Annotated in this window: 16 protein-coding genes; 8 read left to right on the forward strand and 8 right to left on the reverse strand. The window is 70.9% G+C overall.

The annotated features are described in order from the left end of the window. Positions 1–173 precede the first annotated feature (173 nt). Together ACQP06_RS08625 and ACQP06_RS08630 are read left to right on the forward strand one after the other, a co-directional pair. Positions 174–2,339: a pyruvate, phosphate dikinase gene (locus tag ACQP06_RS08625; RefSeq protein WP_433671744.1), complete on the forward strand. Its 2,166-nt coding sequence runs from the start codon at positions 174–176 to the stop codon at positions 2,337–2,339. 22 nt (positions 2,340–2,361) lie between these two features. Then, positions 2,362–3,123: a tyrosine-protein phosphatase gene (locus ACQP06_RS08630; protein WP_387301229.1), complete on the forward strand. Its 762-nt coding sequence runs from the start codon at positions 2,362–2,364 to the stop codon at positions 3,121–3,123. On the opposite strand, the gene ACQP06_RS08635 is transcribed toward ACQP06_RS08630, so the two are convergent. Continuing rightward, positions 3,120–4,145, reverse strand: a complete 1,026-nt coding sequence (locus tag ACQP06_RS08635; RefSeq protein ID WP_433671745.1) for a winged helix DNA-binding domain-containing protein — start codon at positions 4,143–4,145, stop codon at positions 3,120–3,122. The genes ACQP06_RS08630 and ACQP06_RS08635 overlap by 4 nt on opposite strands. 127 nt (positions 4,146–4,272) lie before the next feature. Between ACQP06_RS08635 and ACQP06_RS08640 the strand changes: the two genes are divergently transcribed. The 4 genes from ACQP06_RS08640 to ACQP06_RS08655 all read left to right on the forward strand — a co-directional run bounded on the left by ACQP06_RS08640 (position 4,273) and on the right by ACQP06_RS08655 (position 8,812). After that, positions 4,273–5,112: a glycosyl hydrolase family 32 gene (locus ACQP06_RS08640; protein WP_433671746.1), complete on the forward strand. Its 840-nt coding sequence runs from the start codon at positions 4,273–4,275 to the stop codon at positions 5,110–5,112. A 111-nt stretch (positions 5,113–5,223) separates the two neighbouring features. Further along, positions 5,224–6,642 carry an L-fucose/L-arabinose isomerase family protein gene (locus ACQP06_RS08645; protein ID WP_433671747.1) on the forward strand — a complete coding sequence of 473 codons (1,419 nt, stop codon included), beginning with the start codon at positions 5,224–5,226 and terminating at the stop codon, positions 6,640–6,642. Position 6,643: 1 nt separating this feature from the next. Further along, complete coding sequence (locus ACQP06_RS08650; protein ID WP_433671748.1) at positions 6,644–8,119, forward strand: FGGY-family carbohydrate kinase; 1,476 nt, start codon at positions 6,644–6,646, stop codon at positions 8,117–8,119. Positions 8,120–8,152: 33 nt separating this feature from the next. Continuing rightward, positions 8,153–8,812: a TMEM175 family protein gene (locus ACQP06_RS08655; RefSeq protein ID WP_433671749.1), complete on the forward strand. Its 660-nt coding sequence runs from the start codon at positions 8,153–8,155 to the stop codon at positions 8,810–8,812. A 4-nt stretch (positions 8,813–8,816) separates the two neighbouring features. On the opposite strand, the gene ACQP06_RS08660 is transcribed toward ACQP06_RS08655, so the two are convergent. Together ACQP06_RS08660 and ACQP06_RS08665 are read right to left on the reverse strand one after the other, a co-directional pair. Then, positions 8,817–10,124 (reverse strand): bifunctional o-acetylhomoserine/o-acetylserine sulfhydrylase, encoded by a 1,308-nt coding sequence (locus ACQP06_RS08660; protein WP_433671750.1) that lies wholly within the window; start codon positions 10,122–10,124, stop codon positions 8,817–8,819. Positions 10,125–10,150: 26 nt separating this feature from the next. Continuing rightward, entirely contained in the window at positions 10,151–10,666 is a 516-nt protein-coding gene (locus ACQP06_RS08665; RefSeq protein WP_433671751.1) for an OsmC family protein, read from the reverse strand. A gap of 168 nt (positions 10,667–10,834) precedes the next feature. Between ACQP06_RS08665 and ACQP06_RS08670 the strand changes: the two genes are divergently transcribed. Next, positions 10,835–11,005: a CopG family transcriptional regulator gene (locus ACQP06_RS08670; protein ID WP_357279684.1), complete on the forward strand. Its 171-nt coding sequence runs from the start codon at positions 10,835–10,837 to the stop codon at positions 11,003–11,005. Here ACQP06_RS08670 and xylB read toward each other — a convergent pair. The 5 genes from xylB to ACQP06_RS08695 form a co-directional block, all read right to left on the reverse strand. Further along, on the reverse strand, positions 10,996–12,384 hold the full coding sequence (gene xylB, locus ACQP06_RS08675) for a xylulokinase (RefSeq protein WP_433671752.1): 1,389 nt from the start codon (positions 12,382–12,384) through the stop codon (positions 10,996–10,998). The two genes, ACQP06_RS08670 and xylB, sit on opposite strands and share 10 nt — an antisense overlap. A gap of 13 nt (positions 12,385–12,397) precedes the next feature. Continuing rightward, positions 12,398–13,405 (reverse strand): zinc-dependent alcohol dehydrogenase family protein, encoded by a 1,008-nt coding sequence (locus ACQP06_RS08680; protein WP_433671753.1) that lies wholly within the window; start codon positions 13,403–13,405, stop codon positions 12,398–12,400. A 101-nt stretch (positions 13,406–13,506) separates the two neighbouring features. Beyond that, positions 13,507–14,511, reverse strand: coding sequence for a glycoside hydrolase family 172 protein (locus tag ACQP06_RS08685; protein ID WP_433671754.1), 1,005 nt, complete (start codon positions 14,509–14,511; stop codon positions 13,507–13,509). Between the two features lie 106 nt (positions 14,512–14,617). Next, positions 14,618–15,523, reverse strand: coding sequence for a tyrosine-protein phosphatase (locus ACQP06_RS08690; protein ID WP_433671755.1), 906 nt, complete (start codon positions 15,521–15,523; stop codon positions 14,618–14,620). 172 nt (positions 15,524–15,695) lie between these two features. Then, complete coding sequence (locus ACQP06_RS08695) at positions 15,696–18,086, reverse strand: PEP-utilizing enzyme (protein ID WP_433671756.1); 2,391 nt, start codon at positions 18,084–18,086, stop codon at positions 15,696–15,698. 166 nt (positions 18,087–18,252) lie between these two features. Between ACQP06_RS08695 and ACQP06_RS08700 the strand changes: the two genes are divergently transcribed. Then, positions 18,253–19,761, forward strand: a complete 1,509-nt coding sequence (locus ACQP06_RS08700; protein WP_433671757.1) for an FAD-dependent oxidoreductase — start codon at positions 18,253–18,255, stop codon at positions 19,759–19,761. Positions 19,762–19,768: the final 7 nt, after the last annotated feature.

Genomic DNA, 19,768 nt, shown 5'->3' on the forward strand with positions numbered 1-19,768 from the left:
GTCGGGGTGCCAGGCGGGATTCCGGTCATCGGGATGGGACTTGGGGGTGCGGGGCGTCACACGGCACCCTCGTTGTAGTGGAACCGTCGGGGGGACGGATATTGCCCGGCAGGCCGCTCGAGCAGCGGCGGAGCGCTGGAGTGCGAATGAATCCAGAATCTCGAAGGAGTGACATGACGGCCGGAACGGAGCTTGCGCAGCGCCAGGACCTCGCGGCGGGCGCGACCACCGTTGTCGAACTCGACGGCGCGTGCGGTTTGTCGCGGGACAAGATCGGCGGCAAGGCGTGGAGCATCGATCACATGCGGGCGCTCGGGCTGCCGGTGCCGCCCGCGTTCGTGATCACCACCGACGGCTGGGCCGACTACACCACCCGCGGCGCGATCGCCGAGGAGATCTGGGCGCAGGTGCTCGAGGGCATCGCCATGATCGAGCGCGGCACCGGCCGCCGCTTCGGATCGGCCGATCGCCCGCTGCTGGTGTCGGTGCGTTCGGGCGCGGCGATCTCCATGCCCGGCATGATGGACACCGTCCTCAACCTGGGTATGACCGACGCGGTGCAGCAGGCGCTGGCCGCCGAGACCCGCAACCCCGGCTACGCGGACGACACCCGCTCCCGTTTCGTGCACCAGTACCGCGAGACCGTGCTCGGTGACGCGAACGGCGTCGTCCCGGCCGACCCGTGGGATCAGCTGCGCGGCGCCATCGAGGCCGTGTTCCGGTCCTGGGATTCCCCGCGCGCCAAGACCTATCGCGCCCACCGCGGCCTGGCCGACACCATGGGCACCGCGGTCACCGTGCAGGCCATGGTGTTCGGCAACCTCGACGAATCGTCCGGCACCGGCGTGCTTTTCAGCCGCAACCCCAATACCGGCGACACCCCCGTCTACGGCGAGTGGCTGGTCGGCGGGCAGGGCGAGGATGTCGTGTCCGGCCGCCTGACCCCGCGCCCCCTCGACGATCTGGCCGTCACCCAGCCCGCTGTGCACGAGCGGCTCATCGCCGCCGCCGAGCTGCTGGAGCACGACGGCCGCGACCTGCAGGACATCGAGTTCACCGTCGAGTCCGGCACCCTGTGGCTGCTGCAGTCGCGTCCGGCCAAGCGGTCGGCCCGCGCCGCGGTGCGCACCGCCGTCGCCATGGTCGAAGAGGGCCTGATCAGCGCCGACGAGGCCCTGGACCGGGTGACCCCCGACCAGGTGCGCGAGGTGCTGCGTCCCGCCTCCGGTGACACCGGCGGCCAGGAGCCCCTCGCCCGCGGCGAATCCGCCTGCCCCGGACTGGCTTCCGGCGTGGTCGTGACCGACCCCGACGAGGCCGAGACCCGCGCCGAGGCGGGCGAGGACGTCATCCTGGTCCGTCCCACCACCAGCCCCGACGATCTGCACGGCATGATCGCCGCGCGCGCCATCGTCACCGAACTGGGCGGCACCACCTCGCATGCCGCGCTGGTGAGCCGCGAACTCGGCCGCCCGTGCGTAGTCGGCTGCGGCCCGGGTGTGGTGGCCGCGCTGACCGGTAAGACGGTCACCGTCGACGGCGGCGCCGGTCTGGTGCTGCCCGGCGAGGTCGTCGCCAAGCCGGTCGAGCAGTCCGTGCTCGACGACGTGCGCCAGCTCGCCCAGTGGGCGGGCGTGGACGGCGAACAGCTGGCCGAGCGCCTGGAAAACCGTTCCGCCGCAGGCGAGAACGCCGAGCAGGAGGAAGTGACCGCCGTGAACGCTTACGTCACCGAACTGGCCGTGCTGCGGCTGGTCGGCATCAAGGGCCGGGTGAACGCCGACAACCTGGCGCTCAGCCTGTTCGCCGACACCGCCGAGATCGCCTCCCGCTGTGAGGATCTGGTGACCGCGGGCTACTGCGCCACCACCCCGGCCGGCTTCCGCATCACCCCGGAGGGCCGCCCGCGCCTGGAGCAGCTGCTCGCCGAGGAGCGCGGCACCGTCGACGCGGCCGCCATGACCGCCGCCTACGACGAGTTCTGCGTCTTCAACGCCGATCTCAAGGTCATCATCACCGACTGGCAGATGAAGGACTCGGCCACGGTCAACGACCACGCCGACGCCGACTACGACGCCTCGGTCCTGGCCCGCCTCAACGGGACCCACCAGACCCTGCGTCCGCTGATCGCCCGCCTGGGTGGCCTGGCCCCGCGCCTGTCCCGCTACCTGGATCGCCTGGACCGCGCCGTCGATCGCATCGGCGAGGGCGACCATACCTACGTGGCGCGTCCGATCATGGACAGCTACCACACCGTGTGGTTCGAGCTGCACGAAGACCTGATCGGTCTGTGCGGCCTGACCCGCGCCGAAGAAGCGGCGGCCGGCCGTGCCCACTGAGCCCGTAGCGACCGACGCGCCCGTGACCACCGACGCCGTGACCGGCCGCTGGATCGACTTCGCCCAGATCGACAATGTCCGTGACCTGGGCGGCCTGCCGGTCGCCGGCGGCGGCACCACCCGCTTCGGCATCGTGCTGCGCTCGTCCACCCTGCAGCAGGCCACCTCCGGCGATCTGTCGCAGCTGGTCGACACGCTGGGCCTGCGCACGGTCATCGACCTGCGCCTGCCCGACGAGGTGGAGCGCGAGGGCTACGGCCTGATCGGCGATTCCGCGGTGCACATCGCGAACCTGCCGATCCGCAAGTCGCCCCAGTCCTCCTTGGCCGCACGGGATCTCGTCCCCGACAAGACCCGCGTCGACCTGACCGAGCTCTACGGTCAGCTGCTCGGCGGCAGCGGCGAGCACATCGTCGAGTCGGTGCGCCTCATCATCGATCCGGCCCGCCACTCGGTGCTGTTCCACTGCGCCGCGGGCAAGGACCGCACCGGCGTGCTGGCCGCGGTCCTGCTGGACGCGGTCGGCGTTCCCGCCGAGGCGATCGCCCACGACTACGCCCTCACCAACGAGCGCATCCAGAAGGTCCGCGACCGTCTCGACGCCCTCCCGTCGTACGAGGGCCTGCCGCAGACGAACACCGGCATCCTCGCGGTCTCCCCGGAGGTCATGCTCGGCTTCCTGGCGAACCTGCACGCCGAGCACGGCGGTGCGGCCGCGTGGCTGCTCGCCAACGGCCTCACCGAGTCCGAGCTCGAGCGCCTGCGCGAGGTCCTGGTCGCCTAAGCGGCCCGCTGCTCGAACACCACGTCGCCGCCCTCGCCCGGGGTGATGAACGGCAGCAGCCGTTCCGCCTCGGCGCGCAGGGCGGCTTCGTCGTCCGCGGCCAGGGCGTGCCACGGCGTGATCCGGATGGTCGACCCGTCCACATCCCACCGGCCGTGCACGAATCCGTCGATCAGGTACATCGGCACGCCGCCCGACGCGATCTTCGCGATCCGGGCCCGATCCTCGTCGCGGATGATCCGCCGCCGATCCCGATGCCCGAGGCAGGAATTGTCGAAGGCGGGCAGAAACCGCACCGGCGCAGGCGAATCCGCCGCCGCGATCGGAGCGTCCGGCACATCGAAGAGCTCGCGTCCCGCGTCATCCCGGAACACCCGGAGCTCGCCCCGCATCCCCTCGACCACCTCCGCGAGCTTCGTGACCCCCGCGAACTCCTGGATATCGCCCACGGTCGCCGGACCGTAGGCCGCCAGATAGCGCCGGACCAGAGTCCGCGGCTCCGGCCCCGCCGCCAACGGCCCGCCCACGATCTGCTCGGCCAGCGACACCGACACCGACCGCCCACGCCACGCGCCCCACGCTCCCGCGCCGGGGTGATGCACCAGGGGCTGGACGACGCCGAGCCCGTGGACCAGGTCGCGTGCGCCGCGTCCGGGGAACCGCTCCGACAGCAGCTTCCCCAGATCCCGCCGGGAGACGGCCCTGCCGTCCAGCAATTCCTCTCCGGCCGCGCCGAATTCGGTGATGTCGAGGCCATTCATCGCATCGCGCAGGTAGACCGAGCGCAACGTCGGCTCGACGGCCGGTCGTACGGTCGGATACAGCCACCGATAGTCCTGGGCGTCGGTCAGATGCACGGTGCGTCGAATCGAGGTGGCGCGCACCACGGTTCGCTGCTCCAGCAGCGCCGACAGCTCCTCGTGCCGGAACCCGCTCAGCCGCGACCACAATCCCACGTACGGCCAGTTCGGCTCCTGCCCCTGCACCGCGACGAGGTGCCGGATCAGGTCGGCGACGGGCATCGCGGTTCGTTCGTGCAACCGCTGACGTAGCAGCAGGGTGCGGTTTAGGGTTCGCAGCGAGAGTTCCGGCATGAATCCATTGTCGACAGCGACTAGGACAGTTCTTGTCCTATATGGAGGACGGGTTATGGGCACGGTGCGGGCGGGGGAGTTCCGGCACGTCTACGACCCGACCGAGGCCGGTCAGCGGTGGTATATCAACGATCATTCGCTGATCAGGGATGCCGGGGGACGGTGGCATCTGTTCGGGATCACGCATCCGGAACCGGCCGATCCCTTCGACGAGACCGAGTTCGCGCACGCCACCGCCGACGATCCGCGCGGGCCGTGGACCAAGCATCCCTCCGTGCTGGCGGTGGACCGGGAGCGGGGGGAGCGGCATCTGTGGGCGCCGTTCGTCGTCCACGCCGGGGACCGGTACTGGATGTTCTACGACGGCGGCGGAATCGACCGCACCGCAACGGGTATGGGCCTGGCCACCTCCACCGACCTGTTCCACTGGCGGCGGCATCCGGCGAGCCCGGTGTTCCGGGACGGCTACGACGCGCGCGACCCCATGGTGCTGCGGATCGGCGACGAGTGGGTCCTGTACTACTGCGCCACCAGCAACCCCGTGGGCGGCAACCATGTCGTCGCCTATCGGACCAGTCCGGACCTGGTGCGGTGGAGCGAGCGCCGCATCGCCTACACCGATCCGACGACCGGGACCGGGGCGGGCAATACCGAGTCACCGTTCGTGGTGCGGCACGGGGACGCCTGGTACCTGCTGATCGGTCCGCGCCCGGACTACGTCGGCACCGAGATCTTTCGCAGCGACAATCCCTTTCACTTCGACACCTCCGACCGCGTGGGCCACATCCGGGCCCACGCCGCGGAGGTGATCACCCATGACGGCGGCCTGTGGGTGACGCATGCCGGGTGGGGGCAGGGTGGAGTCGCGCTGGCGCCCTTGATCTTCCCGGACTGACCCGAAAATCCGATTTCGGGCGTGGCGGGCGGTCTGAACTGGGATTCTGGACGGTGAGTCGAGAGTCCCACCCAGTGCTGACGATCAGAACGTTGCGGGGAGGCAGGCACCATGGCCCGAATCGGCGTGATCAGTCTTTCCGACGGCCGCGACTATGTGCACGGCGGCATCGTCGGATTCATCAAGACGGCGGAAGACCGGCTGGTCGCCGAGCTGACGGCCGCCGGACACACCGTGATTCGGGGCCGGGAACCGGTCGCGAGCAATGACCGGGCGGTCGAGGTCGCCCGGCGGGTGGAGGCCGCGGGGGTGGATCTGACCGTGCTGCACTACGCGGTGTGGGCGTTCCCGCACTTCACCATGCTGGCGGCGGGCGCGCTGCGGGGGCCGCTGCTCCTGTTGTCGAACATCGACCCGGTGCAGCCGGGCATGGTGGGGATGCTGGCCGCGGGCGGGGCCCTCGATCAGATCGGGCGCGAGCACGCCCGGCTGTGGGGCGACCCGGCCGATCCGGAACTGATCGCGGCGATCGGGGTGCGGGCGCGGGCCGCGGCGGCGGTCGCGGGACTGCGCGGCAGCACCTTCGGGCGGTTCGGCGGGCGGCCCATGGGGATGAACACGGCGGTCGCCAATACCGATCAATGGCAGCGGGTGTTCGGGATCGACGTGGAGGAGATCGACCAGTGGGAGATCGTCCGCCGCGCCGACCAGGCCGATGCCGGTGAGGCGCGGGCGGCGCGAGAATGGCTGGAGCGCAATACCGCCGGGGTGCACTACGACGGGGTCAAACTGACGCCGGACCTGCTGGAGCGGCAACTGCGCTCGTATCTGGCGGTGCGGGATCTGATCGCGGAATGGCGGCTGGACTTCTCCGGCATCAAGGGCCAGCCCGAACTGACCCAGTACTTCGCCACCATGGACGTCACCGAGGCCTTCCTCAACGACCCCTACGACTGGAACGGGCCCAAACAGCCGCACGTCTGCGCCACCGAGGCCGATATGGACGGCGCGCTCACCATGCAGCTGCTCAAGCAGATCTCCGGCACCCCCGTGCTTTTCGCCGACGTCCGCCACTATCACGCCGACCGCGACATCTGGGATCTGTGCAATTCCGGCCAGCACGCCACCTGGTACGCGGCCCGCAGCGACGATCCGGCCGAGAACCTGGCCCGGGTGCACCTGTACCCGGAGGTGTTCTTCTTCCCGGCGGGCGGCGCGTCGGTGCACCACCTGGCCGCGCCCGGCGAGATGACCTTCGCCCGCCTCACCCGCCGCGACGGCGACTACCGCATGCAACTCATGCTCGGCGCGTTCGAGACCTACGACGACGCCACCAACGAATCGCTGATGAAGCAGTCCACCTGGGAATGGCCGCACGCCTTCGCCCGCCTGGACGCCGACGCCGGGGATTTCCTGTCCCGCTTCGGCGCCAATCACATTCACGCCGTCCCCGGTGATCAGCGCGCCACCGTGCGTGCGGCCTGCGAGCTGCTGGGCGTCACCCTCGACGAGTTCACCCGGGTGGCCTGACATGCTCCTCGGCATCGACATCGGCACTTCCGGATCCAAGGGCGTCCTCACCGACCGGGGCGGCGTGGTCGCCATGCGCGCCGAACGACCGCACCGGGTGTCGACGCCCCGGCCCGGCTGGGTGGAGCACGACGCGGAGACGGTGTGGTGGGCGGACTTCGTGGGCATCGCCCGCGACCTGGTGGCGGCCGCGGACGGCGAACCCATCGAGGCGCTCGCGGTGAGCGGCATCGGCCCGTGCCTGCTGCCCGCCGACGCGGACGGCCGCCCACTGCGGCCCGCCATCCTGTACGGGGTCGACACCCGCGCGGGCGTCGAAATCGAGGAACTGGACGCGGAATTGGGGCCGCTGACCGTGCTGGAGCGGTGCGGGTCGCCGCTCACCAGTCAGGCCGTCGGCCCGAAACTGCGCTGGCTCATCCGGCACGAGCCGCGGGTGTGGTCCGCCACCCGAATGTTGTTGATGGCCAGTTCGTTTCTCGTGTACCGCCTGACCGGCCGCTACGTCCTCGACCACCAGTCCGCCAGTCAGTGCGTGCCCATGTACGACCTGATGGCCCGCGACTGGGCCACCGACTGGGCGGAATCCGTCGCGCCCGGCCTGCGCCTGCCCGAATTGGCCTGGCCCACCGAGATAGTCGGCCGCGTCACCCCCGAGGCGGCGGCCGCCACCGGTCTGCCCGTGGGCCTTCCCGTCACCACCGGCACCATCGACGCCTGGGCCGAGGCGGCCGGGATCGGCGTCCGCGCCCCCGGCGACTGCATGATCATGTACGGCACCACCATGTTCCTCACCCAGGTGCTGGCCGACCCGCGCCCGCAACCGGGACTGTGGACCACCTGCGGAACCTGGCCCGGCACCTTCACCTCCGCCGCCGGGATGGCGACTTCCGGCGCGGTCACCGACTGGTTGCGGGCCCTCACCGGCAGCGACTTCGCCGAACTGCTCGACGAGGCGGCCCATGTCCCGCCGGGCTCCCGTGGCCTGCTGGTGCTGCCCTACTTCGCGGGCGAACGCACCCCGCTGTTCGACCCGGACGCCCGCGGCCTGATCGCGGGCCTCACCCTCACCCACCAGCGCGCCGACCTCTACCGCGCCGTCCTGGAGGGCATCGGTTACGGGGTCCGCCACAATCTGGAGGCGATGGCCGCGGCCGGCACCCCCGCGACCCGCCTGGTCGCGGTCGGCGGCGGCACCAAGGGCGGCCTCTGGACCCGCATCGTCTCCGACATCACCGGTCTGCCGCAACAGCTTCCGGCCGACACCGTCGGCGCGGCCCTCGGCGACGCCCTGCTCGCCGCCGAGGCCGTGGGCCTGGACACCTCGGCCTGGAACCCGATCATCGCCACCGTCGAACCGGATCCCGACACCACCGCGCACTACGGCCCGTACTACCGCCACTACCGATCCCTGTACGAGACAACGAAATCCACCGCCCACTTCCTCGCCCGGGAGCAACACCGCGCCGCACCCTGATCTCGGCTAAGGTCCGACCCGGAGGTGGGGCGGATGGCCAGATATCACCGCATCGCGGCACAGGACCTGGGTCGGCTGGGTGCGCTCAGCGACGGAATCTTCGCTGTGGCAATGACTTTGCTCGTGCTGGAACTGCACGTCCCCGCGAGCGAGACCTGGCGTCAGCGCGCCCTGTGGACCTCCGGCGCGGCCGCCGACGAGGAGCCGGTCTGGCACGCCCTCACCCACGTCGGCCCCCAATTCCTCATCTGCTTCCTGGGTTTCCTCACCCTGGGCATGTTCTGGATCGGCCAGCAGACCCAGCTCGGCCTGATGGATCGCGCGGACCGCACGCTGACCTGGATCCATCTGATGTTCCTGTTCGGCGTCTGCATGGTGCCCTTCGCGACCGCCCTGCTGGCCGCGTTCCCGCAGTCGCGCCTGGCCCTGCTGGTCTACTGGGCCGACCTGCTGTACCTGGGACTCGCGCAACTCGCCGCCCTGCGCTACGCCCGCCGCGCTGGTCTGCTCACCGCCGACGCCGCCCCCGAGGACCTGACGGCCATCCGCCGCCGCATCGGAATCGTGCAATTCCTGTACGCGGCGGCGGTGGCATTGTGCCCGATCAGCACCTATCTCAGCATCGGCCTGATCATCGCCCTGCAGGTGAATTCGGCGGTGTCCCCGCGGATCCGGCCCCTCGACCGCTTCTGACCGGCTAGGCGGTCGCGGCGAATCCGGCGCGCAGATCGGCGAGGATGTCGTCGATCCCCTCGATCCCGACCGCCAGGCGGATCAGGCCCGGCGTGACGCCCGCCGCGAGCTGCTGCTCCGGGGTCAGCTGCGAATGCGTGGTGGAGGCCGGGTGGATGACCAGTGAGCGCACGTCACCGATATTGGCGACATGGCTGTGCAGGGTCAGGGCGTCCACGAAACGCTTGCCGGCGTCCACGCCGCCCGCCAGCTCGAAGCCGATGATCGCGCCGACACCCTTGGGGGCCAGCTGCTTTCCGCGCTCGTACCACGGCGAGGACGGCAGGCCCGCGTAGGAGACGGCCGTGACTTCGGGGCGCCCGGTGAGGAATTCGGCCACCGCGGTGGCATTGGCCACGTGCCGCTCGAGGCGCAGGCTCAGCGTCTCCAGCCCCTGGCTGATGAGGAAGGCGTTGAACGGCGAGATCGCCGAACCCAGATCGCGCAACAGCTGCACCCGCGCCTTGAGCGCGTAGGCGGGCGCGCCCAGGTCGGCGTAGACGACGCCGTGGTAGCTGGAATCGGGTTCGGTGAAGCCCGCGAATCGTCCACCGCGCCAGTCGAAGGCGCCGCCGTCCACGATCACGCCCGCGACCGCCGCACCGTGGCCGCCCAGGTACTTGGTCGCCGAGTGCACGACGATGTCCGCGCCGTGCGCGAACGGCTGGATGAGGTACGGGGTGGCGACGGTGTTGTCGACGATGAGCGGAATCCCCGACCCGTGCGCGACCTCCGCGATCCCGGGGATGTCGAGCAGGTGGTTCTGCGGATTGGACACCGTCTCCCCGAAGAACGCCTTGGTGTTCGGCCGGATCGCCGCCCGCCACTGCTCGAGATCGTCCGGATCCTCGACGAAGCTCACCTCGATGCCCAGCTTCGGCAGCGTGTACCGGAACAGGTTGTAGGTGCCGCCGTACAGCCGCGGGCTGGACACGATGTGATCCCCGGCGCCCGCCAGGTTCAGGATCGCGAAGGTCTCCGCCGCCTGGCCCGACGCCAGCAGCAGGGCGGCCACGCCACCCTCGAGCGCCGCGATCCGCTGCTCCACCGCGTCCTGGGTGGGGTTCATGATCCGCGTGTAGATATTGCCCGGCTCGGCGAGCCCGAACAGCGCGGCCGCGTGGTCGGTGTCGCGGAACGCGTAGGACGTGGTCTGGTAGATCGGCAGCGCGCGGGCGCCGGTCGTGGCGTCGGGCTGCTGCCCGGCGTGGATCTGCTTGGTCTCGAAACTCCAGGTGGCGCTGGGGTCTTCGGGCAGGACGGACTCGGTCATCGGGGCCTCCGGTGGGTGGGGTGCTGCTACTGGGTGACGAGGGTGGTCTCGACCGGGGTGCGGCCGGTGGTGAGGTCCAGGACCGGGCAGTGCTCGTCGACGGCCCGCTGCAGTTCGGCGTAGCGCCCGGCGGATTCGGGGCCGCCGACCCGGACGGTGACGCGGACCGCCTGGAAGCCGGGCCGGACCGTGTCGTCCAGGCCGAAGAAGCCGCGCACGTCGAGATCGCCCTCGGCCTCGATGGCCAGGTCGTCGATGGTGATGCCGAGGCGCTGGGCCCAGAACCGGTAGGTCACAACCTGGCAGGCGATCAGCGAGGCCAGGTACACCTCCACCGGATTGGGCGCGGATCCCTCGCCGCCCAGCGCGGGCGGCTCGTCCACCCGAACCGTGTACCGGCCCAGCGCGATTGCGCTGCCCACCGTGCCCTCCGGCGTGCCCGCGGCCCGGAAGACCACGGTGGCCTGGGCGGGATCCGCCGCCACGGCACGTCCGGTCGCCTCGACGATATCGTTCAACGGGGTGCTCAACTCGGTCGTCATACCCGGTGAAGCTACGAGTCAGCGACCGGTGCTGACGATGGTTGAACTCGCCGTGAGCGCAATAGCCGGTACGTATCCTGGGCCTCGGCTACCTGTTCGTCATGTGATGGTTGCCAACTGGACGGTCGTTCGGCAGACACGGTGACACCGGGGTGGTATGAATTCGCGGTGGCATGGACTTTGCGGCTCAGCGAGGACGAAGAAGCTGCGCTGGGTGCGCAGGCGGCGATGGAAGGGCGATCCAAACAGGAGATCGCCCGCGACGCCATCCGGAACTACATCACCCGGCACAAGACGTGGGATGACTACCTGTCCGACGGCCCGGTCGTCTACGGATAGTACGTGTCTCTGATCTCGGCGTAGCGCTGGCGGATCGCGGCGCCGACTCCCGCTGCCAGGGTGTGGAATTCGGTGCCCGGCGGGGTGGGCCAGCGGGGTGGGCGGGGGCCGCCGCGCAGCGCCCAGGCGGCCTGGCGGGCCGCGCCCAGGGCGACGTACTCGCTCGGGTTGGGGACCGTGACGGTGCGGCCGAAGATGGTGGCCGCCGCGTGGGCGATGAGGCGGGAGCGGGATGCGCCGCCGATCAACAGGATTCGATGCGGGACCGTCGGCAGGCGGTCCAGGGCCTCGGCGATATTGCAGAGCATGCCCTCGATGGCGGCGCGGGCCAGATGGTGCGGGCGCATGGTGTGCGGGCGCAGGCCGTGCAGACTGCCGGTGGCGTGCGGCAGATTCGGGGTGCGCTCGCCCGCGATGTAGGGCAGCAGGGTGAGGCCGTCCGCGCCCGCGGGGGACTGCGCGGCCAGCACTTCCAGACCGGACACGTCGGTGCCCAGCAGGACCGCCGTCGCGTCCAGGACCCGGGCGGCGTTGAGCGTGCAGACCAGCGGCAGGAACGCGCCGGTGGCGTCGGCGAACCCGTTGACCGCCCCGGAGGGATCGGCGCTGGGCGACGCGGCCCGGGTGAACACCGTCCCGCTGGTGCCCAGAGACACCACCACGTCGCCGTCCGCGATGCCCAGTCCCAGGGCCGCGGCCGCGTTGTCGCCGGTGCCCGCGGCCACCAGCCGCCCGCCCGGCGTGTGCCCGGCGATCTCGGCCGGCGCGAGCACCCGGGGCAGGGCCGGACTGCGGCCGCGGAAGGCCATGGCCAGCAGGTCGGTCCGGTAGGCGCCGGCGGCCGGGGACCAGTACCCGGTGCCGGAGGCGTCACCGCGATCGGTGGTGGGCTCGGTCGCCGGATCACCGCCGCGCAGCTGCCAGGTCAGATAGTCGTGGGGGAGCAGCACCCGGACCGTCCGGTCGGCCAGTTCGGGTTCGTGGTCGGCGAACCAGCGCAGCTTGGCCACGGTGTGCGCGGCCAGCGGCACACTGCCCACCGCGTCCGCCCACGCCTGCGGCCCGCCCAGCTCGCCCACCAGCTGACTGGCCGCCTCCGCCGAGCGAGTGTCGTTCCACAGCAGCGCGTCCCGCACCGGATGCCCGGCGGCGTCGAGCGCCACCAGCCCGTGCTGCTGCCCGGCCACCGCGATGGCCTCGACATCACGCATCATGCGGTCACAGGCCGCGCGCAGCGCCTCCCACCACATGGCCGGGGGTACCTCGGTGCCGTCGTGGTGCGGAATCTGGCGCTGCCGCAATACCGTTCCGGTATCGGCGTCGCACACCACGATCTTGCAGGACTGAGTGGAGGAATCCACTCCGGCAACGACCGTCATTGGCCACCACCCTCTATCGTGCCGCCCGTCCGGGATGCAGCTGGATCTTGCGTCCGGTGCCCGCGCGGAAGGTCCGCAGGGCATCGCCGAATTCCTCGAGGGCGAAATCATGGGTGATCACGGTGTCCGCGTCGATCACGCCCTCGCCGAGCAGGTCCACCGCCCGGCCGAAACTGTGCAGTACCGCCATGGATCCGACGATGGTGATCTCGTCGTTGTAGATGCGGAACGGCGAGACGCTGGCCCGCGCCGCCGCCGGCGCCACCCCGAACTGCAGATAGGTGCCGCCGCGCCGCACCCGCGAGAGCCCGTCCTCGATCGCGGCCACCGCTCCGCTGCAATCGATCACGATCTCCCAGCCCTCGGGCCGGTCCATGTCGTCGGCCGACACGGTGGCCGCGTCCGCGCCCAGGGCGCGGGCGACGGCCAGCCGGTCGGCATTGGTGTCCACCACCGACACCGAGGCCGCGCCCGCCGCCGCGGCCAGCTGCTGCATGAGCAGACCCATGGTCCCCGCGCCGTAGATCAGATAGTGCGAGCCGAGTCGCCGTGGCAGCCCGTCGAATCCGTGCACCGCGCACGAGAGCGGTTCCACCAGTGCGCCGTGCGCGGGCGACACGTGCCCGGGCAGCCGATAACAGTTGGCGGCGGGCACTTTCACGTACTCGGCCATGGCGCCGTCCACGGTGTCGCCGATGGCGCCCCAGTTCTCGCACAGATTCCCGCGCCCGATCGCGCAATAGTGGCAGCGGCCGCAGAACAACGACGGATCCACCGCCACCCGGTCGCCGATTCGCACCCCGGCCGCGTCCGCGCCGAGCGCCACCACTTCCCCGGCGAATTCGTGTCCGGGCACGATCGGATAGGGGGTGGGCGGGAATTCGCCCTCGACGATATGGATATCCGTCCCGCATATCCCGACGGCGTCCACCCGGATCACGACCTCACCGGCGCCGGGTAGCGGATCCGGCACCGATTCGACCGAGAACTGTCCGGGCTTCTCGACGACCAAGGCTCGCATACGAATACCATGCACCCGCATGCCACGCGCTCGACGCGTTTTACGCAATAGCAATCGCATTCTTTCTGCTGTCCCACAATCGTTACGGGACGTTCGGGGGATCAGGGGAGCGATTGATACCAGAAGGCGGTGGACGCCACGTGGGCTCGGTCCAGCGGTAGGTAGTGGCCGTCTTCGCGCCAGCCCAGCGCCTGCACGGTGGCGCGCAACCCGGACTCGAAACAGATGGGGTCGGGAATGTGCCAGCGGTACATGCCGAATCGCTGATGCGGCTCGTAGATTCGATGCGGCGGCAGCACCTGCGGCATGCCCAGATAGGCGGTGGAGTAGGGGCGATAAGCGCCGTCGAGGTCGAAATTCCAGGCCCCGCCGAAATAGTCCTCGGTCCCGGTGCCGCAGAGGGTGGGGAATTCGGTGTCGTCGTCGAGATAGAACTTGAGCTCGCCCTCGCCCCACCAGCCGGTGGCGCGCGGCTGCACGGCCAGATACGTTCCGGCGTACCGGCCGGGGCCGCCGTCGATCTCGACGATCGGATGTTCCGCGGGCGTGCCCAGCGGATCGGAGCAGCGCCACCGGGCGTGCAGATACCCGGCGGCGCCCGGTAAGTCCTCTTCCAGATAGGTGATCTGGTAGTACACCGGCGCGGCCTGTTCGGACCCGTTGTGCAGGGTGATCAGCGCGCGGGAGTGGAACGGCATGGCCCAGTAGCTGTTCAGACCGCCCGCCGGCGCGACCACGATCATGGCGGAGTCGACGAGGGCCAGCTGATCCCAGCCATTGCAGAAGAAGTCGCCCAGCGGCACCGCGACGGCCGGTTCCGGCGCGTCGTCCCAGTACATCTGGAGCGTGAAATCGCGCAGCAGCGCGCGATCGGTGGTGAGCCACAGGTGCCGGATCACGCCGGGCCCGGAAAGGTCGGCGAGCGTGACGGTTTCGCCGGGCCGCAGGTCGATGGACGGCGAGACCTTCCAGCCCCGCCCCAGCCCCGCCGCCGCGAACGCACCGGTTCCGGAGATGGCGCGCCCGCCCCCACCGGGCTCACCGGTCGGGTTCTCCGCGCTCACCGAGCGGGTGCGCCGCCCGTCCAGCTGCCAGATCTCGTGCATTATGCGAATTTTCGCATGTAGATCGAAATTGGGAAGCGGACATGGGGCGGACACGCGAATGCCGACGCCGTCCCCACACACGGCGCCGGCATTGCGGAGGGTACTGCTAGGCCAGCTTGGACTTCAGGGTCGCGACGGTCGCGGCGTCGATGCCCAGGCCCTGCGACAGGAAGTTGTCGAAGGAGCCGTAGTTGGCCTGGACGGCGTCGAAGGCGGAGTCGAGGAAGGCGCGGTCGACGCCGAGGACCGGCTCGAACAGCGACGGGTCCGTGACCAGGCCGGCGTGGACCAGGCCGTCGAGGGTCGCCTTGTTGGCGGCGGCCAGGTTCTCGTTGGAGTCCAGGTAGTCGTTGTAGACCTGGCCCTTGTTGGCGCCCAGGGCGGTCAGCAGGATGGCCGACATCCAGCCGGTGCGGTCCTTACCGGCGGTGCAGTGGAACAGCACCGGGCCGTTGGCGTCGGCGATCTCCTTCAGCGCGGCCGAGAACTGACCGCGCGAGGTGGCGTCGGTGACCAGCCACTTGTAGTAGTCGATCATGTACTGCCGGCCCTTGCCGTCGCCGAGCAGCTGCTGCTGGACCTCGGGGCCACCCTGAACGGCCTTGGCGAAGAACAGGTAGAAGTCGTTGTTCGGGTCGTAGACCGGGATCGACTTGGCCGGGATGGAGCCGGGCAGCTTGTCCGGGTTCTGGGCGCGCTCGGTCGGGCTGCGGAAATCGATGACCTCGACGATGCCCGCCGACACCAGCTGCTGCTGCTCGGCCGCGCTCAGCTTGTTGAGGGCGTCGGCCCGGAAGACCGAACCGGCCTTGGTCTTGGCGCCGCCGCCGAGCGGGATGCCGCTCAGGTCTCGCGCGTTCGGGGCGCTGGGCAGGTTCAGCGAGACGCCCTTGGGGGTCTGCAGGACCGGCACCGGCGCGGCCACCGCGGGGGTGACGGCAATCGGGGTGATTGCGATGAGCGCGGCGGCTACACCGGTCAGAGTGCCGCGTACGGCGCGCGAGATCGTCACTGGGGGTATTCCTTTCGATGACGGACCGGGGCGTGGGTGTGTCCCGGTCCGGGTATAGATGCGCAAAGTGGAGACTGGTTGGTTTGTAGTTGGGCCGACCGGTCCCCGGTGGACCGACCGTCCTCGGGCGCGAGCGCGGCGCGCCCGAGGCGGGTTCGGTTGCGGGCCGCGCCTATTCGGCGTCGGCCAGCAACGTGATGGTCCCGGCCGCGCCGTCCACCCGGACGCGCTGGCCGTCCTGCAGGCCGGTGCTCGCGACCTTGGCGTCGACCACGCAGGGGACGCCGAACTCGCGGGCCACGATGGCGGCGTGCGAGGCCGAGCCGCCGATATCGGTGACCACCGCGCCCGCGTAGGCGAACATGGCGGTGTGGCCGGTGTCGGTCACCGAGGCGACCAGGATGTCGCCCGGCTCGATGTCGTCGTCGAGGGTCAGCACGCGCTTGACGGTGCCCTCCACCACGCCCGGGCTGACGCCCAGACCGGTGATGGTCTCGCCCACCGCGATCGCGCCGGAGACCTCCTCCGGCTCCCACGGGCCGTTGACCACGTCGGGCATGCGGACGGCCTGGAAGCGGGTGCGCTCGGCCCGGCGGCGCGCCACCCGCTCCTGCAGATCGGCGGGGGCCCACAGGATCTCGTCCAGGTTCAGGAACACCGAGTCCTCGATCTCGGTGAGTTTGCCCGCCTTCACCAGGCGCGCGGCGCGCTCCTGGGTGGCCAGGCGCAGGCAGTTGGTGACCCGGACGACGGCGTCGCGGGCGCGCTCGCGGTAGACGGTCGCGCCGACGGCCATCTTGGCGGTGCGGCTGGTCGGCTCCGGCACCGGTTCGCGGTGCGGCGCGGGCATTTCCGCGGCCCGTCCGGCGGCGGTGACCAGCAGTTCGGGGCGGTCGCCGAAGGTGCTGTTGATGAGCTCGCACTCGCCCGGACCGCGGTGGCCGATCTTGGCCAGCTCCTGGTCCAGGGCCTTGGAGAACTCCGGCGACTTCTCGCGGGCCGCGCCCACGTCACCGGTCTTGGCCAGCGCCTGCAGCCCGGCGTCCTTGCGGCACAGGCCCGCCAGCCGCTCCACGGCCAGCATGGTCTTGGCCGACTCCAGGCGGTTCAGGTCGATCTTGACCTCGCCCTTGTGGGCGGCGGTGGCCGCGCCGGTCATCATGACGCCGATGGAGGCCGCCTGCCACGCCTGGTTGAGGCGGTCGCGCCAGAGCAGGGCGCGGGCGTGCAGCTGCTCGTCGGTGAGCTCGGAGATCTGGTCGCGGTTCAGCGCCTCCGCGTGCGAGGCGGCATTGATCAGCTCGGCGGTCTTGCTGAACTGCAGGGCGGTCGAGGCGACCCGGCCCATGGCCTTGAAAGTGCCCGCGCGGGCGGCCATACCGGTCGGCATGGCGGGCCGGCCCTTGGGGTGCAGCTCGAGGTCGCCGATGGTGCCGTAGACGTCGCGGCGCACGCTCTCCTCGTCCCAGCCGGGCATGTTCTCGGCGGAGAAGACGCCGATGGAGGCGTTGATGTACATGTGGTGGCCGAGCACGCTGGTCACGCGGGACACCCAGTGCTCGAGCGCGATGCCCTCGATGGCGATCATGTGGCCCATCGCCTCGTTGCCCAGGCGGATGGCCCCGGCCTGCAGGTCGATGGTGAGCGGGGTGAGCGGACCGGGCAGCGCCTCGGAGGTGTTGGTGGCGGTGTAGACCGGGATGCGTTCGTCGACCAGATCGTCGAACTCGCCCTGCAGTCCCTCGGGGGCGGCGGAGGTCAGCTGGTAGCCGTCGGAGGTCGGGGCGTTCTGCGGCACCACGTGGGTCGGCAGCGGGATCGCGCCGCGGCGGTTGCGGAAGCCGGAGCCGCCGCTCTTGCGGCCGTGCAGGCCGCGCGCGGTGTCGGCGATGACCTCGGTGGCGTTCCAGCCGTAGCGGAAGCCCCACTCCTCGCGGGCCGCGCTCGCGTCGACCTTGGTCTGCGTCGCCGACGACTTCGGCAGCCACGCACCGTATTTCACGCCCGCCTCGGACAGGATGCGCTTGACCTCGGCGCTGGACACCTCGCCGGGCGCGGCCAGTTCGACCACACCGCCGCGCTGCGACAGCGCCGCCAGCACCAGGAAGCGCTCCAGGTCGTCGTAGTGCAGCACCTGCACGCTGCCCTTGCCGCCGCCGGTCAGGCTCTCCAGGGTGCGCCAGCCGCCGTGATCGACGCGGCGGCCCGCCACCAGCGCGGTGCGCACGATGAGCGCGTCGGCGCCGGAGCCGGCCACGATCTTCTCGACACTCGAATCAGCGCCCGCCGCAACGGGAACCACGAGGCGCGCACCGGATTCCTGGGCCGCCTTCGCGATCGCCGCGACCGCCGGGCCCGCCAGGTGCACGATCGCGTCGGCCCCGGCCGCGGCCCGCGCGCACACCTGCGCGTCGGACAGGTCGCCGACGGTCACCTCGACCCGCGGGTCCACGTAGCGGTGCCGCTGCCGGTCCAGACCGGATACCTCGTGGCCGGCGGCCAGCAGCATGCGCGCGACGGCACGGCCGCTCGGCTCGGTGACTCCGGTGACCAGAATCCGCATTGACTCTCCTCCTCGTGCAGGCGTCCCCAACCACAGTGACGCCGTTCACACACCATCCCTATTACACGAGGGTGTGACGGGTCGCAGTCCCGTTGAACGGGATCGGCGAATCGGTCAGCAAGATGGACCGCTAAGGAATGGCGGTCGGAGCGGGCACCGTCGAGGCATGACAGTGCGGAATTCGGTCACGCCGCGGGCGGCCGGCGAGGTGGGCCCCTACGACATCGAGACCGATGTGCTGATCGTCGGCTACGGCGCGGCCGGGGCCGCGGCGGCCTTCGAGGCCGCGCACGCGGGCGCGCAGGTGCTGATCGTGGACCGGGCGGGCGGTCCGGGCGGCGCGTCGGCCAATTCCGGCGGCGAGATCTACCTCGGCGGCGGCACCCCGATCCAGGTGGCCTGCGGCTTCGACGACACCCCCGAGGCCATGGCCGCGTTCCTGAAGGCCGCGCTCGGCGCGGGCGCGGACACCGCCAAGATCGACGAGTACTGCGCGGGCAGCGTCGAGCACTTCCACTGGCTGGTCGACCGCGGCGTGCCGTTCAAGCCGACCATGTGGAACGCCCCCACCTGGGTGCCGCCCACCGACGACGGCCTGATGTGGCTGGGCGAGAACAGCTGGCCCTTCACCGAACTGGCCCACCCCGCCCCGCGCGGGCACCGGCCCACCGCCAACGACTTCGGCGGCAAGCTGCTCATGGAGTGCCTGGCCGCCGCGGCCGAGGCCGCCGGGGCCACCACGCGATTCGACACCTACGTCAACACGCTCGTCGTCGACGAGGACGGCGTCGTGGTCGGCGCGGTCGCGCGCCGCTACGGCGAGGAGATCACCATTCGCGCCCGGCGCGGAATCGTGCTCACCACCGGAGGTTTCGTCGACAACGACGCCATGCTCGCCGCCCACGCGCCGCAGCTGCTCGGCCACACCAAGGTCAGCGCGGGCACCGACGACGGCTCCGGCATCCGGATGGCCCAGGCGCTGGGCGCGGCAGTGCGCCACATGTCCGCCGGGCAGGTCGGCATGTCCCTGATCCCGGGGCTGGCCGTGCGCGGCATGGTGGTCAACGCCCTGGGCCGCCGCTTCGTCAACGAGGACACCTACCCGGGCCGGATCGGCCAGCACGCGCTCTACCGCCAGAACATGGGCGGCAGCTGGGCGGGCGACGACACCGCGATGTGGGTCATCGTCGACGAGGAGGGCTTCGAGGACGTGCCCGAACCCCAGCGCTGGGGTGTGCGGCCCACGCACGTCGCCGAGACGCCCGAGGAGCTCGAGCAGCTCACCGGCCTGCCCGCGGGGTCGCTGAGCACCGCCATCGGCCGCTACAACGAATTCGCCCGGCAGGGCGCGGATCTCGATCACCACAAGGCCGCGCGCTGGCTGCGGGAACTCACCCCGCCGCTGGCCGCCATCGACGTGAAGGCCGGCGTCCGCCCGCCGTCGGAGGCCGGTGATCGGCGCGGCACCGGCGCCTCGGTGTTCACCCTGGGCGGTCTGCACACCGATCTCGACGGGCACGTGCTCGACCACGACGGCAAGCCGATCGCGGGCCTCTACGCCGCGGGCCGGGCCGCCAACGGGCTGCACGGGTTCGGCTACATTTCCGGAACCTCGCTGGGTGACGGCACTTTCTTCGGCCGCCGGGCCGGAACCGCCGCCGCCCGACGCGCGTGAACTCACG

This window comes from Nocardia sp. CA-136227 (assembly GCF_050955695.1).
GTDB lineage: Bacteria > Actinomycetota > Actinomycetes > Mycobacteriales > Mycobacteriaceae > Nocardia.

What these genes read in the sequence shown, in the direction of transcription:
- ACQP06_RS08625 (WP_433671744.1), top strand. Translation starts at nt 174, where the DNA reads ATGACGGCCGGAACGGAGCTTGCGCAGCGCCAGGACCTCGCGGCGGGC.
- ACQP06_RS08635 (WP_433671745.1), bottom strand. Translation starts at nt 4,145, where the DNA reads ATGCCCGTCGCCGACCTGATCCGGCACCTCGTCGCGGTGCAGGGGCAG.
- ACQP06_RS08640 (WP_433671746.1), top strand. Translation starts at nt 4,273, where the DNA reads ATGGGCACGGTGCGGGCGGGGGAGTTCCGGCACGTCTACGACCCGACC.
- ACQP06_RS08645 (WP_433671747.1), top strand. Translation starts at nt 5,224, where the DNA reads ATGGCCCGAATCGGCGTGATCAGTCTTTCCGACGGCCGCGACTATGTG.
- ACQP06_RS08650 (WP_433671748.1), top strand. Translation starts at nt 6,644, where the DNA reads ATGCTCCTCGGCATCGACATCGGCACTTCCGGATCCAAGGGCGTCCTC.
- ACQP06_RS08655 (WP_433671749.1), top strand. Translation starts at nt 8,153, where the DNA reads ATGGCCAGATATCACCGCATCGCGGCACAGGACCTGGGTCGGCTGGGT.
- ACQP06_RS08660 (WP_433671750.1), bottom strand. Translation starts at nt 10,124, where the DNA reads ATGACCGAGTCCGTCCTGCCCGAAGACCCCAGCGCCACCTGGAGTTTC.
- ACQP06_RS08665 (WP_433671751.1), bottom strand. Translation starts at nt 10,666, where the DNA reads ATGACGACCGAGTTGAGCACCCCGTTGAACGATATCGTCGAGGCGACC.
- xylB (WP_433671752.1), bottom strand. Translation starts at nt 12,384, where the DNA reads ATGACGGTCGTTGCCGGAGTGGATTCCTCCACTCAGTCCTGCAAGATC.
- ACQP06_RS08680 (WP_433671753.1), bottom strand. Translation starts at nt 13,405, where the DNA reads ATGCGAGCCTTGGTCGTCGAGAAGCCCGGACAGTTCTCGGTCGAATCG.
- ACQP06_RS08685 (WP_433671754.1), bottom strand. Translation starts at nt 14,511, where the DNA reads ATGCACGAGATCTGGCAGCTGGACGGGCGGCGCACCCGCTCGGTGAGC.
- ACQP06_RS08695 (WP_433671756.1), bottom strand. Translation starts at nt 18,086, where the DNA reads ATGCGGATTCTGGTCACCGGAGTCACCGAGCCGAGCGGCCGTGCCGTC.
- ACQP06_RS08700 (WP_433671757.1), top strand. Translation starts at nt 18,253, where the DNA reads ATGACAGTGCGGAATTCGGTCACGCCGCGGGCGGCCGGCGAGGTGGGC.